The organism is Nocardia veterana NBRC 100344, from assembly GCF_000308855.1.
Classification (GTDB): domain Bacteria; phylum Actinomycetota; class Actinomycetes; order Mycobacteriales; family Mycobacteriaceae; genus Nocardia; species Nocardia veterana.
Window position 1 is genome coordinate 102,380 of record NZ_BAGM01000065.1, and the last position, 13,154, is coordinate 115,533.

Below are 13,154 nucleotides of genomic sequence, written 5' to 3' on the forward strand. Positions count from 1 at the left end.
TTGCAGACATGAGTACCTCGTTCGGAGCGGCGAATCAGGTGCCCTCGACCACCGGGTAGATCCGGTCGGGGACGAGGCCGTGCGCCTGCCGGTGCACAGCGATCGCGGTGTCGGCGTCGGGTGCATCGACCAGGCAGAACGCCGTGTGACTCGATTCGTCGACCCAGTAGCGCTGGTACGTCACGCCGTAATCTCCCTGAATCGCCACGTCGGCGGCATGGGCGGCGGCCACGTCCTGTGCTGTCGTAGCTTCGGGCAGGTGTTCGTGCACATCGATGAAGAGGACCATCACGACTCCTTGGTCGAGCGGGCGATGTGAGCTGCGGCCCGCGCTGGGCAGGGCCGGAGGTCTCGACTGCGGCATTGGCGACGACGGCGATGCCACCCTGCGGCGACCGGAGCTCTCCGAGCCGCTACTACCGCAGCATCGCCCGAGCTCCGAGGTCCGCAAGCGGCAGCGCCCCGAGTCCCCGGCGCTGTCACGGCCGCCACGAGCATCTCCTCTTGCCGGACCTGTGCGTAGATTACGCCGCACACAGCCGTCCGACCAGGCCGAGACCGCAATTCGGGAAGCCGGCGAAAGACTTGGACGCCTGATCATTAAATTGCCGAGAAGAATGCAAGATCAAATTGCGTTACCTCGGCAAAATATGTGGTTAGCCATTTATTAACGGTGACCATCGACACAGTAACAAAAGTGGATTCGTCCATTTCTTCTTCATATATTGGGTGTCGCGCCGTTATGGCGTAGTTATCCAGCTGTGAAAGGAACCCCCTGCATGATCTCTCGCAAGCTCCTCGCTGCCACCACCCTCGCCGCCGGCGCACTGTTCGTCGGGCCCGTCGCCATGGCCTCCGCCGCCGCCCCCGCCGCCGACTCGGGCACCACCGCCCCGGCCGAGGCGAGCTCGGGATCGGCCGACACCGGCTCCGCAGCGCTGTCGTCGGGCTCGTCCATCCTCGATTCCGGTAGCTCTGCTCTCGACGGAGCCTCCTCCACCATCAACAACATCATCAGCGCGATCAGCGGCATCAAGGACCTGTCCCAGCCGTCCTGATCCGCGACGGTGGACGCCAACGCCGCTCTTGCCGGCTGCGGAGCCGTCGTCGTCGTGCCACCCGTTCGGGCGATCCGACGGCCCGTTGCCGTGAATTCGCGATATTCGCATCTGCGACCTCGGTGCCGAATTGCCACCGCGGGCGAACTCCGATTACTGCGCGGATTTTCGGCGATCCGCGGACTCGTCGCCGAGCATTCGAGTTTGCTTTCCGCCGCGGTTCGCGACGTTCGCGGAAATCGCCGGAGTAGGGCGGACTTTCGAGTGTTCGCCGCTCGAATGCGCGTCGTCGGCCACCGGCACCGGGAGTCGTGCGGCGCGGCCGATTAGAGTTCAGGTGTCCGGATCCGCGCCGACCCCCGGGCAGTTCGGAGAGTGGAGCGACCATGACCGCCGCGAGTGAGCAGTCGACATCGGGCCCGGCAAGCTTCGACGAACTCTTGGCCGAACTGCGCCGGCGCCTGGATTCGCTGTCGCCCTCGCATCGCAAGCTCGCCGAGCGCGTGATGTCGGACCCCGAGACCGTCGCGTTCATGACCGTCTCCGAGCTCGCCTCCGCGGCCGGGGTGAACCAGGCGACGGTCGTCCGCTTCGCCAACAACCTCGGATTGCCGGGCTACCCGGGGCTGATCCGGTTGTGCCGGGAACATCTGCAGGAACAGGCGCAACTGCTGCGCCGCTTCGACAACCTCGAGCAACTCGCGACCACCGGTGGCGGAGTACTGGAACGCGCCGCCGCGCTGGATCAGGCGAACATCGCTCGCACCTTCGCCCGGATCGACGAGCCGACCTGGCACCGCGTTGTCGAGCACCTCGCCCGCGATGCCCACGTGCACGTGTTGGGGCTGCGCAAATCTCATGCCCCGGCCTACCTGCTCGGGTATCTGCTCGGCATGCTGCGCGAGGATGTGCACACGATCAACGGTGGTGCCGGGTCCCTCACCGACGAACTGCGCCGGGTGCGTGCGGGTGACTGCTTCGTCGCGGTGTCCATCCATCGCTACAGCACCGATACCGTGCGCGCCGCGCAGTGGGCACGCGAGCGCGGTGCGCATGTGGTGGCGCTGACCGATAACGCCGGATCGCCATTGGCGGCGTCCGCGCTCGATTGCTTCCTCGTCGACGCGTCCAGCGCCTCGGTACTTCGGTCGATGACCGCGTTCACCGCCTTGGCACAGGCAATGGCCGCCGGTGTCGCCCAAACCCTCGGACACAGCGTCCGATCCACCCTGCTCGAGGAGGAGAACCTGCTGAGCAGTTTCGGTATCTACAGCGGTGGGCCCACCGGTTCCTGATGGTGCCGGTCGTCCGGCCGCCCCGCTCCGTTCGCCGGCTATCCGCCGGTGAACCGCGGTTCTCGACGGCCCAGCATCGCCGCGACGGCCTCGGCATGGTCGGCGGTGTGGTGGGCCGCGGCCTGCATCGCTGCCGACAGGTCCAAAACACTGTCCAGACTGTGGTTTTCGGCCGTCCGCAGCAGGCGCTTGGTCATCCGCAACGCATGCGGGGGTTGGCGCGCGATCCGCGTCGCGAGGTCGTGCGCCGCCTCGAGTAGCCGATCGGGCGCGACGACCGCGGAGACCAGGCCCCAGTCGAGCGCTGTGGCAGCGTCGATCGGCTCGCCGGTGAACGCCATCTCCGCCGCGCGAGCGGGGCCGATCGCCCGGGAGAGCAGCCATGCCCCGCCGTCGCCGGGAACGATGCCGAGACGCACGAAGCTCTCCGCGAATGTCGCACTGGTTGCGGCGATCCGAATATCGCACATCATCGCCAGATCACAGCCCGCACCCACAGCGGGCCCGTTCACTGCCGCGATCGTCGGAACTTCGCAGTGATACAGCGCTTTCGGAATGCGCTGAATGCCGTGCCGATAATTGCGATACAGCTCGGCGGGACTGCCGCCGAACATTCCCGCCCGGTCACGCATGTCTTTGATGTTGCCTCCCGCGGAGAAGGCGGTGCCGGTCGCGGTGAGGATGGCAACGCGCACGCCGAGGTCACGGTCGGCCTCGGCGACGGCGGTTTCCAGGGCTGCGACCGTTTCGGGATCGGAGATCGGGTTGCGCGCGGCCGGGTTGTCGAGAGTCCACACCACGATGTCGCCGCTGCGGTCGATCCGCACCGGACCGCTCACCGTTCGCCCTCCTCGGTATCGTTGCCGGACAGAATGATTCGAACATCCACGGGGACGACCGCAGCGGCGGAAGCGATCACCGGGTTGAGGTCGAGTTCCGCGATCTCCGGATGCGCGGCGGCGATCGCGCCGACGCGAACCAGCAGGCGCACCAGCTGCTTCCGATCCACCGCGCCGAGGTGGCGATGGCCGTCGAGCAAACGGGCCGCCCGGGTCTCCTCGATCATCTCGCGCGCTTCGATCTCGGTGAGCGGTGCCGCACGGAAGGTGACGTCGTCACATGCCTCTACCAGCACCCCACCGGTGCCGAATGCGACGACAGGACCGAAGACCGGGTCGTGCATCGCACCGACGAGCAGCTCGATACCGGGCTCGGCCATCGGGGTGACGATGATCCCGTCGATTCGCGCACCGGGCACGGCGGTGGTCACCGATTCGATCATGGCCGCCGCGCTCGCTTCGGCCGCCTCGGCCGCGACGTTCAACCGAACACCGCCGACATCGGATTTGTGCACCACATCGGGCGACACGATTCGCAATGCGCACGGCCGTCCGTAGGCGCGCACGGCGGTGACGACATCGGCCGCCGTCGTCGCCATCGTCCATGCGCCGACGTCGATGCCTTCACGGGCGAGGAAGGTGCGGGCAGTGGGTTCGTCGAGCATCAGCCGATCGGAGACCAGCCGTGGCGCCGGGGCAGGTAGGTCGAACGAGGAGCGCTGTGACACGGTGGCCAGCACCCGGCCGCGTCGGTGCAGGGCCGCGACGATGCGCGCGGCGTGGTCGATGGAACCGGTCACCGTGACACCGCCGGCGCGCAGCAGGTCGTGGTGCGGATTCCGCTCACCGGCGTAACAACTGTGCACGACCAACGGAATCCGCTGGGCGGCAGTGCGTTCGAGTAGTCGCTCGGTGGCGGCGGCCTCCGGTTCGGCCAGCGCGGCGTCGAATCGCACGTGGTAGCCCCCGTACATGCCGACGATCAACACCAGCCCCACCGCGGGATCATCGGTCAGAATCTCGACCGCGTCGGCGAACACGGCCGGATCGGCGTCGGCGGCACCGGCGACGTCGACGGGATTGAACACCGCCGCCGCGGGACCGAGCAGTCGTCGCAGGGCGGCGCGGGTGTCGTCGGTGAGGGAGGCGAGTTCGACACCGGCGGCGGCGAGTGCGTCGGCGGCCAACGCGGCGTGTCCGCCGCCGTCCGAGAGAACGGCGACGCGGCGGCCGATGGGCATCGGCTCGGTGGCGGCCAAGGCATCGGCGAGCACAGCGAATTCGTCGGATCGGTCGACCGATTCCACGCCCGCCTGGCGCAGCACGGCGGCGGCGACGGCATCGGATCCCGCCACGGACGCGGTATGTGAACGCGCGCTGGCCCGACCGGCCGTCGACCGGCCGCCACGCAGGACTACCACCGGAGTCTCCCGAATCGCATGCGCGGCGGACCGGAGGAACGCGCGCCCGTCGGTGAATCCTTCGATATGAATGGCGATCGCCCCGGTTTCCGGGTGGCGTGCGAGTTCGGTGAGGCATTCGTCGTAGCTCACATCGACCTGATTGCCGAGACCGACATAGGCGTGAATTCCGGTGCCCCGCAACACCCGTAGGTCGTTGATCAGCGACAGCAGCATATTTCCGCTCTGAGTGATCGCGCTGATCGCTCCGGGCGCGACATTCTGTATGCCGACCAGGTTCGCGCCGGTGGTGAGATTGAACAGCCCGGACGTATTGGGCCCGACAACGCGGATCCCGGTGTCGGCGATCGCTCGCGCCAAGGCGGTTTGCGCCTGCGCGCCGGCCGCACCGGTCTCTTCGAATCCGTTGGCCAGCACCACCGCCGCGGGAATCCCCACCGCGGCGCATTGCCGCAGCGCGTCGGGAACAGCCGCGGCGGGCAGCGCGATCAGGGCCACGTCGACGCCGTGGGGAAGGTGCGCGATGGACGACGAAACCTCGAGACCGAGGATGCGTCCACCTCGGGGATTCACCGGATACACCGGATGTTCGTAGCCGGCCTCCTGAAGTCCTCGCACGGCCTGGTAACCGCGTTTAGCGGGGTCGGCCGAGGCACCGACGATCGCGATCGAACGCGGATCGAGCAGGCGGGCGACAGCCGATCGCTCAGCAGGGGACTCGACGACGGGCAATGCGGGATTCGCCTGTGTCACAGCGTGTCCTACTTTCCCTCGAAACGAGGGGCGCGCCGTTCGGCGAACGCCGCGACACCTTCGGCCCAGTCCTGGGTATCCATCAATGCGAGGATCTGCTGCGGTTCGGATTCGAGCGCCGCGTCGAGAGAGTCGTTGCGCCGCAACGCTTGTTTCATTCGGCCGACCGACAGTGGGGCCTTGGTGGCCAACGTCGCGGCCAGCGCCTGCGCCGCGGTGAGGACATCGTCATCTGCCACCGCCCGGTAGGCCAGGCCCCAGGCGTATGCGTCCGCCCCGCTGAACCGTTCGCCGAGCAGGAGCAGTTCGGTGGCGCGGCGCAGGCCCACGAGCCGCGGCAGCCGGTGGGTGACACCGCCGCCGACGAAGGTGCCGAGACCGACCTCCGGAAACCCGATCGATGCGTCCGATGCGACGACGAGAAAGTCTGCGCTGACCGCGATTTCGGCGCCGGCGCCGAGCGCGTACCCGTGGACGGCGGCGACCACCGGTGTATCCATGGTCTGTATCTGCCGGCACACCCGCTGCGCCAGCAGCAGGTAGCGCTCGCGCGCGGAGCGGTCGCGCACGCCGGCGCTGTGGGCCTTCATGTCGGCGCCGACGCAGAAGGCGCGTCCCGCGCCGGTGATGACGACGGCGCGGATCTCGGGTGCGGAATCGGCAAGGGCCAGTTGCTCGATCAGCGATTCATACATCGTCTCGCTGACCGCGTTCAGGCGCTCCGGGCGGTTCAGGGTCAGCGTCATCAGCTGCTCGGATCGAGTCGTCAGCACGGTCGTCACGGTCGGTGTCCCTTCCTCGGCGCAGGCACGGTCGCCCGCTGCAACCAATAGTTGCATAGAACTTAGATTGTGCAACTTTCCTTGCATGTCGTGGGAATGCTGTGTTTCATAAGGAGCGCAAGGGATTACCTGGGTCACACCCCCAGCGGTCAGGAAGAAGGCGCCACCGTGCCCACCTCACTGTCGACGTCGAAGAATCTGCAACGCGCCATCAGCACCCGCCAGATGACGATGATCGGTATCGGCGGTGTCATCGGCGCCGGACTGTTCGTCGGCAGCGGCACCACGATTTCGGCCGTCGGCCCCGGGATCGTGCTCGTGTATCTGGGCACCGGACTGCTGGTCGTACTCGTCATGCGGATGCTCGCCGAGCTCGCCACCGCACACCCGGCCACCGGGTCGTTCTCCGCCTACGCCTCCCGCGAGCTCGGTTCGTGGGCCGGCCTCGCCGTCGGGTGGCTCTATGCCTATCACTGGTGTGTCACAGTGGCTTTCGAAGCGATCGCGGGTGCGGCTATCGCGCACCAGCTCGCGCCCGCGGTGCCCACCTGGCTTGCCGCCCTGGGCTTCATGACGGCACTCACCGCGGTGAACCTGGCCGCGGTCAGCTCGTTCGCGCGGTTCGAGTTCTGGTTCGCGATGATCAAGGTGACCGCGATCGTGCTGTTCATCGGCGTCGGTGTCGTCGCGATCCTGGGGCTGCTACCCGCTTACGATCCGCCGGGCACCGCGAACCTGCTCGGGCACGGCGGGCTGTTCCCGCATGGTGGCGGCGTCGTCCTGGTGGCCGTGCTGACCGTCTTCTTCTCCTATTTCGGCACCGAACTGGTCACCATCGCGGCCGGTGAGGCGGCCGATCCCGCCCGCGCGGTCCGGCGCAGCATGCGCAGTGTCGCCTGGCGCATCGTGATCTTCTACGTGGGTTCGATGCTCGTCGTGGTCACGCTGCTGCCCTGGGACTCCGCCGAAATCACCGAAAGTCCTTATACCGCAGTTCTTTCCACGCTCGGGATCCCCGGCGCGCACACGGTCATGAACCTGATCGTGCTCACATCCGTGCTGTCGTGCCTGAACTCGGGGATCTACTCGTCCTCGCGGATGTTGTTCTCGCTGGCCCAGCGCGGCGAGGCGCCTGCGATTCTCGGCCGTCCCGGCGCATCCGCCGTGCCGGTGGTGGCGGTGCTGGCGGCCGCCAGTGCGGGTTTCGTCGCGGTCGGCGCGAACTACTTCCTACCGACCGGAGCGGTGTTCACCTTCCTGCTCAATTCGTCGGGCTCGGTGGCGGTCGTGGTCTATCTCTGCATCTGTGCCACGCAGATCGTCTCCCGTCGCAACGAGCGGCCCGGCATCGATCACGGGCGCGGAGTCCGGATGTGGTGGTATCCGTACCTGTCGTATCTGGTAGCGATATCGCTGGTAGTCATCGTGGCGGCGATGGCGTTCACCCCGGCGACGCGAAACTCGCTGGCGCTGACCATGACCGTGACCGCGGCCGCGATCTGCGCGGGATTGCTCCATCAGCGATACCGCCGCACCGACTCCGCCCCTGCCGCGCGCGACGGAGTGCCCCGGCCCCCGCAACCGCTGCCCCCGCAACCGCAGCTCCCGGCACGGCAGGCCGACCGCCGGCCCCGACACACCGACAAGGACCTGGCCGTGCGCTTGATGTCGGTGATCACCGACCGGATGGAGCACGGCGACATCGACTGGAACTGCCGCAGCCTGGACGAAATCATCACCACCAGTGGCGATCCCACCGGACCGCTCACCGCGCTGATCGCCGAACATGCCCGCGACTGCGGGCGGCCGCCCGAACAGTTCATGCCCGCGATCTACGCGACCGTCGATCGTATGCTGGCCAGCCGCCTCACCTTCGGCCCCGACGAGGACCCGGCCTACTACATCGGGACGATGCTCGACGGGTATATCGCGGCGGAAGCACCGCTGCTGGGCTGCGCGGACCCGGCGATATCGGAGGACGAACTCGAACTGTCGATCACCGAGCCCGCACGCTGCGGCACGATCGTCCTGTCCGGCAGCCAGGTCGACGCCCTGATCACCGGGCTGCTCAGATGGCGCGCCGCTCATCCCGATCCGGCGCAGCGCACCGCGGTCCAAGCCTAGTATCGAGGCCGCGTGGCAATCGGTCCGGGCCGCTCGACAGGGCGGTCGTGCCGCGGCAGGCAGCCGATCGACGAGGAGGGTATCTGTGCCGGCACTGTTCTTATCGGAACCGGGCCAGGGTCCGGAGGTGGCGCTGCACGGGTTCGCGCGCCGGCACCCCTGGGTCCGGTTGACGACCGACCCACTGTTCGTGCACCACGATCGCGCCGCGCCGACACGGCGGGTCGCCCTCGTCTCCGGCGGCGGTTCCGGCCACGAGCCGATGCACGTCGGGTTCGTCGGTACTGGAATGCTCGACGCGGCCGTGCCCGGGAAGATCTTCGCCTCGCCGCACAATCGCCAGGTCTACGAGGCGAGCAAGGCGGTCGCCCGGGACGGTGGGGTGCTGCACATCGTCAAGAACTACACCGGAGACAAGATCAATTTCGGTATCGCCGCGGAACGGCTCGCCGCCGACGGTATCGAGGCCGACCGGGTACTCGTCGACGACGACGTCGCCACCGAATCGGATGAGACGGCGACGGGACGACGCGGGACAGCCGCGACGATCATCGTCGAGAAGATCCTCGGCGCCGCCGCGGACCGGGGTGACAGCCTCTCCTCGTTGACGGCGCTGGGCCGTGAGGTGACCGCGCACAGCCGCAGTATCGCGGTGGCCACGCAGGCGCTCACCTCACCGAACAGCGGGGCGCGCGCCTTCGAACTCGCACCGGATCAGCTCGAATACGGGGTGGGCATTCACGGCGAACGCGCCTCGACCTCGATCGCCCGGCCACCGCTCGAAGAACTTGTCGACCGGATGCTCACCGACATCCTCGCCGCACTGCCCGGTGCTGATCGAAAGCCGTTGCTGCTGTTGGTCAACGGTCTCGGCGCCACGACGGAACTCGAGCTCTGCGCAATTGTCGAACTCGCGGCCCGCACCCTCACCGCCCGAGGCCACGACATCGCGGCGGTCCAGGTCGGCACTTTCGTTTCGGCACTGGATATGAGCGGCTTCTCGATCACCCTCACCCAGCTCGCCGACGGCTGGCTCGATCTCTGGCACGCCCCGACCACCGCACCCGCCTGGAAGGACACCACGCGATGACCACTGCGGCGATGAAGACGCTCGACAACCTCGTCGCCCGACTCCACGAGGTGTTCACCGCCGCCGAGCCGGCACTGACCAGGCTGGACGAGATCACCGGCGACGGAGATTTCGGCGTCAACCTGCGCGAGGGTTTCGCCGAGGTCGCCGCCCGCCTCGCCGCACCGGACTCCCCCGCACCCTGGGATACGGTGCGAGCGGTCTTTCTCGACGAGGTCGGAGGTACGAGCGGACCGCTGTTCGGACTGCTGTTCCAAGCGCTCGGCATCTCTGCGGCACAGTCGGATTCGTATATCGACGCCCTCAGGATCGGTGTCGGTGACGGGCTCGCCGCCATCCAGCGGGTCGGCGAAGCTCAGGTCGGCGACCGCACTCTGGTAGACGCACTCGTTCCCGCCGTCGAGGCACTGAGCGGCGGCGATGTCGTCGCGATGGTGAGCGCCGCGGTGGACGGCGCGCTGTCCACCGCGACCTTGCGGGCACGTCGCGGTCGCGCGAGTTACCTCGGCGAGCGCGCCGTCGGCCACCCGGACCCGGGGGCGGTGGGTGTGGCGCTGCTGCTGTGCGTGCTGGCGGAGCCGGTATGCGGGACAGAGGTATCGAACAGGGAGCGCGAGCGTCTGCTCGAGTCGGTATCCCGGGCGGCGCCGGACAACGATTGAGGCGCACGCATTTTCGAATTTCCGGGGGGGTAATCGGGCGGCCGCCGGTTCGGGGTGGGGCCATGGCAAGAAGCGCGAATAAGTACAGCCCGTGACGCCGACGACCATCGTCGTAACTTCCTTCCATTGGGAAGTACTGTCCGGTACACATACGCTTTCGGGAATTGTTCTGCAGTGCAGCGAAAGTGAGGACCTGGTGTCCCTCCCCAAGAGAAGTATGCGCCGGCTGTCGATTGTGGGCGTGGCGATATCCGGCCTCGCGGCCGTGACGGTCTCGACGACGGTCGGCGCGGGATCTGCTCAGGCGTTGCGGCCTCGTGAAGCGTTCTGCTCCTCGGCCCCGGTCGACAGCCGTGTCGATATCGAATGCACGAACACCGACGTGGGCCCGGCAACCGCCGGAATTTTCGTCATGTGCAGCGACCTCCGCCCACTCGTCCAGGAGGTACGAATTCGCCCCGAATCGACCATCAGGCTGAGCCAGGACTGCGGCCCCGGCGCACACCCGATCTCATGGAACGTCAACGCCAAGAGCGACCATGAGCGCGACCTCGAACGCGACGACTAAATCGCCCGCGAACGGCTTTCCGGTCACAATCACATCTGAGGTCGTAGCCGGTCACCGAGCGCCTGAACGGAGTTGCGCCGGAGTCGCCCGTCGGCTGGTGGCCGACTCCGAACCGTAGGAGCGGGCAGAGCGCAAGATGCCGAGACCGAGGAGCTGTCCGAGCACGCTGGGCGGGATCGCCGCTCGTCAACACAGGTAGCGCGACCTGTCCGATCTCGCTTTCGGCGCCAGGGTTTGGGGCAAAGATCAAACGACTCGCACAGCCCCGGCCGCTCCCGCAAACTGCACATACTTGTGTCGCAAGTTGAACACTCAGCCCTCGCATATCGAATACAGACCCGTCGCATATTGCACACGCGGGGGTCAGGTAGTCATGCGGCAGCATCACGCGGGTGACCCGGTCCGCGAGTTCCGGCTCGTGGTCGGCCATCCAACGCAGTTTCGCCACGGTGAAGGCGGCCGGGACAATGCCGACCGCGTCCAGCCACGCCCGTGGGCCGCCCAGTTCCGAGACGAGGTCTAACGCCGGATCGATCTGTGCCGAGCGGTTTTCCCGATCTCGCTGCCGCGACCACTCAGCACACCCCTCGGTATGTTTCGCGAATAACGTTGTGCTGCAATGTTTTTGTCCTTGTCTGTTTACGGCATCGACCTGACTTCGGTAAAGTTACCGACCGTTTCGGCTGCCTACACGGAACTGAGCAGAGATGCCGTGTTTCGCGCGGCGAACACCCTCTCGCCATTGACCAGGTCGGTGCTTCGCTCGGTAGTGCGTAGCTGGTGACGGTACTGACCGGCGCCTCTCCGAATATGGAATGCGCTCCGGCAGTGACTGTTCGGCCAGATCAAGTCTGTGGGCTCGATCGGTTGTTCAGCAGGGCTACGAACGTTCGCGGCCCTCACCTCCGCGTTCCCGCAACCGTTCGCGTTCCCTTTGCCCACCACGGGTGCCCCCAGGGGATGGCGGCTCCCGGTGCAGGCGTTCCAAACCCGGTGTCGGGCGGCTCTTGATCAACAGATCCGCCACGTCACGAGGCAGCCGTGCTCGAAGCTGTGCGTCGGCCGCATCCCGCTCCCGCTGTTTCCGCTCACGTTCCTCTCGTTCCAGCCGCGCGCGCTCTTCAGCCTTGGCGGCCTCCTGTTGGCGAGCGTGATCTGCGGCGTCGGCCGCCGCACGCGCCTGCCGCACCTGCTCTGCGTACGCACTCAAATCGTTCAATTCAGCGATCGTGCGCGCTTCGCATGCGTCACGCGCTTCCCGGGCCTCCCGCTCTTCGCGCTTGATGCCCTTCATGACGTCCCCGAATTCGCGTGCAACCTTCTCGGCTTCGCGTTCCCCTCGTTCGCGATGCTGTTTTTCCTGGTTCTGCCGCAGCCGATCGGCGGCTTCCCGAATCTTCGGCAGTCGCTCTCGAGCACGGCGGTTACGGTCGGCGCGCCGCTGTTGCCGCCGTTCCAGTTCGCGCTTCCTGACGAGCTCTCGAATATTTTGGAGACGTTTGCGTGCCCGGTCCGCGCGATCGAGTTCGTAGGCGCGAACCAACTCGAGCTGCCGAGAAGCCAATGACCGGCCGAGTTCGAGGGCTCGCGCTGCGTCAGCTCTCGAGAGCACCTCATGCTCGAACCGGCCTGGGAAATCGCGCGCCATAGCCCGTAACTCGTCGGCGACCGAGCGGGGGATCTTCTCGCCCGCTACAGTTTCCCAGCGGCTGTGAGCCAGCTTTCCAGACTCGAGGGCGCTTCGTTCACGACGCAATTGCTCCAGCGTGGACCGTTCATGGATTCGCCCGGATTTACGTTCAACACCGTCTATTCCACGGCCCTCGGTCCGAGCCGAATCGAGGATCCGGACCCTATTGCCGACCCGCATTTGGAACTGGCGAACCCAGCCTCTGTCAGCTGTTTCCCCCCGGATGTGCGCTCTACCTAATTCGAAATATAGTCCACGTTCATAGTTCGACAATCCGCGTCGGATACCGTCGTATTCGTCCGACACCCGCCCCCCTGCGGCTCATGGTCAGATAGGTTCTCCGGCCTTCTGGATGCTGTACTCGACCATCCGGGGGCCGTAGTTCTCCATGAAAAGTTCCCTGGCCAGGGACAACATGGTTTCGCCGAGCCCGCTGTCGATTAAATGCACGGCCGGGCCGAATTCGAAGTAGAGCGGCGCGCCCGTCCCGGGTTCATTCGTCCACGCCATCCCGGGGTGCTGTTTGATGCAGCATTCGCCCAGGAAACGGACAAATTGATCTGCGCGATCGTGATTTTCAGGCGCACCGAATGCTTCCCAGTCCCCGAACAGTTCCAGCGTTGCGTCCAGGATGCGCGTCAACGCCGCAGGCTTCCACCACGGACCGTCGTAATCTGCGATGCCCGGAACAGTCGTGGCGAGAAACGATCGAATCTGCGATTCCATGCGCTCGGGTGCGACCCAATCCAGGAAGGCTTTGGTCTTCTCGTCGAATTCGATGTCGAAACCCATCTGCTCGGCGTCGCTCATATCCGGCTCCCCTCGTCGGTAGGCTGCTGCTGCTCAGACTATCCCGCCACACTGCCACGTTT

12 protein-coding genes and 1 pseudogene are annotated in these 13,154 nt (G+C 66.6%); 7 read left to right on the forward strand and 6 right to left on the reverse strand.

Annotated features, from left to right (window positions below):
- Positions 1-34: 34 nt before the first annotated feature.
- Positions 35-289 (reverse strand): nickel-binding protein, encoded by a 255-nt coding sequence (locus tag ON37_RS11140; protein WP_040718859.1) that lies wholly within the window; start codon positions 287-289, stop codon positions 35-37.
- A 490-nt stretch (positions 290-779) separates the two neighbouring features.
- On the opposite strand from ON37_RS11140, the gene ON37_RS32880 reads away from it, so the two are divergent.
- Together ON37_RS32880 and ON37_RS11150 are read left to right on the forward strand one after the other, a co-directional pair.
- Complete coding sequence (locus ON37_RS32880; RefSeq protein ID WP_157171416.1) at positions 780-1,058, forward strand: hypothetical protein; 279 nt, start codon at positions 780-782, stop codon at positions 1,056-1,058.
- A gap of 386 nt (positions 1,059-1,444) precedes the next feature.
- Positions 1,445-2,353, forward strand: a complete 909-nt coding sequence (locus tag ON37_RS11150) for a MurR/RpiR family transcriptional regulator (protein ID WP_040718861.1) — start codon at positions 1,445-1,447, stop codon at positions 2,351-2,353.
- A 38-nt stretch (positions 2,354-2,391) separates the two neighbouring features.
- On the opposite strand, the gene ON37_RS11155 is transcribed toward ON37_RS11150, so the two are convergent.
- Genes ON37_RS11155 through ON37_RS11165 form a run of 3 tightly spaced genes read right to left on the reverse strand, consistent with a single transcriptional unit; the run spans position 2,392 to position 6,205 of the window.
- Positions 2,392-3,192 carry a crotonase/enoyl-CoA hydratase family protein gene (locus ON37_RS11155; RefSeq protein ID WP_040718862.1) on the reverse strand — a complete coding sequence of 267 codons (801 nt, stop codon included), beginning with the start codon at positions 3,190-3,192 and terminating at the stop codon, positions 2,392-2,394.
- The gene (locus ON37_RS11160; protein WP_040718864.1) at positions 3,189-5,366 is read right to left on the reverse strand and encodes an acetate--CoA ligase family protein; all 2,178 of its coding nucleotides are present in this window, start codon (positions 5,364-5,366) and stop codon (positions 3,189-3,191) included. The genes ON37_RS11155 and ON37_RS11160 overlap by 4 nt, the downstream gene beginning before the upstream one ends.
- Before the next feature lie 8 nt (positions 5,367-5,374).
- Positions 5,375-6,205, reverse strand: coding sequence for an enoyl-CoA hydratase/isomerase family protein (locus ON37_RS11165; RefSeq protein WP_083892891.1), 831 nt, complete (start codon positions 6,203-6,205; stop codon positions 5,375-5,377).
- A 111-nt stretch (positions 6,206-6,316) separates the two neighbouring features.
- Between ON37_RS11165 and ON37_RS31700 the strand changes: the two genes are divergently transcribed.
- The 4 genes from ON37_RS31700 to ON37_RS11185 all read left to right on the forward strand — a co-directional run bounded on the left by ON37_RS31700 (position 6,317) and on the right by ON37_RS11185 (position 10,592).
- Positions 6,317-8,272: an amino acid permease gene (locus ON37_RS31700; protein ID WP_210741884.1), complete on the forward strand. Its 1,956-nt coding sequence runs from the start codon at positions 6,317-6,319 to the stop codon at positions 8,270-8,272.
- Positions 8,273-8,357: 85 nt separating this feature from the next.
- The gene (locus tag ON37_RS11175; RefSeq protein WP_040718867.1) at positions 8,358-9,362 is read left to right on the forward strand and encodes a dihydroxyacetone kinase subunit DhaK; all 1,005 of its coding nucleotides are present in this window, start codon (positions 8,358-8,360) and stop codon (positions 9,360-9,362) included.
- Positions 9,359-10,024, forward strand: a complete 666-nt coding sequence (dhaL, locus tag ON37_RS11180) for a dihydroxyacetone kinase subunit DhaL (protein ID WP_083892893.1) — start codon at positions 9,359-9,361, stop codon at positions 10,022-10,024. The genes ON37_RS11175 and dhaL overlap by 4 nt, the downstream gene beginning before the upstream one ends.
- A gap of 91 nt (positions 10,025-10,115) precedes the next feature.
- Positions 10,116-10,592, forward strand: a complete 477-nt coding sequence (locus ON37_RS11185) for a hypothetical protein (protein ID WP_157171417.1) — start codon at positions 10,116-10,118, stop codon at positions 10,590-10,592.
- A 361-nt stretch (positions 10,593-10,953) separates the two neighbouring features.
- On the opposite strand, the pseudogene ON37_RS34090 reads toward ON37_RS11185, so the two are convergent.
- Positions 10,954-11,124, reverse strand: a pseudogene (locus ON37_RS34090) (xylulose kinase); the annotation flags it as partial.
- A gap of 441 nt (positions 11,125-11,565) precedes the next feature.
- On the opposite strand from ON37_RS34090, the gene ON37_RS11190 reads away from it, so the two are divergent.
- Positions 11,566-12,159, forward strand: a complete 594-nt coding sequence (locus tag ON37_RS11190; RefSeq protein ID WP_157171418.1) for a hypothetical protein — start codon at positions 11,566-11,568, stop codon at positions 12,157-12,159.
- Positions 12,160-12,609: 450 nt separating this feature from the next.
- Here the strand turns inward: ON37_RS11190 and ON37_RS11195 are convergent, their stop codons facing one another.
- Positions 12,610-13,092 (reverse strand): hypothetical protein, encoded by a 483-nt coding sequence (locus ON37_RS11195; RefSeq protein ID WP_040718875.1) that lies wholly within the window; start codon positions 13,090-13,092, stop codon positions 12,610-12,612.
- Positions 13,093-13,154: the final 62 nt, after the last annotated feature.

Excerpts from the sequence above, each read along its gene's own strand:
- ON37_RS11165 (WP_083892891.1), bottom strand. The coding sequence starts at position 6,205 with ATGCAACTATTGGTTGCAGCGGGCGACCGTGCCTGCGCCGAGGAAGGG.
- ON37_RS11140 (WP_040718859.1), bottom strand. The coding sequence starts at position 289 with ATGGTCCTCTTCATCGATGTGCACGAACACCTGCCCGAAGCTACGACA.
- dhaL (WP_083892893.1), top strand. The coding sequence starts at position 9,359 with ATGACCACTGCGGCGATGAAGACGCTCGACAACCTCGTCGCCCGACTC.
- ON37_RS11150 (WP_040718861.1), top strand. The coding sequence starts at position 1,445 with ATGACCGCCGCGAGTGAGCAGTCGACATCGGGCCCGGCAAGCTTCGAC.
- ON37_RS32880 (WP_157171416.1), top strand. The coding sequence starts at position 780 with ATGATCTCTCGCAAGCTCCTCGCTGCCACCACCCTCGCCGCCGGCGCA.
- ON37_RS11195 (WP_040718875.1), bottom strand. The coding sequence starts at position 13,092 with ATGAGCGACGCCGAGCAGATGGGTTTCGACATCGAATTCGACGAGAAG.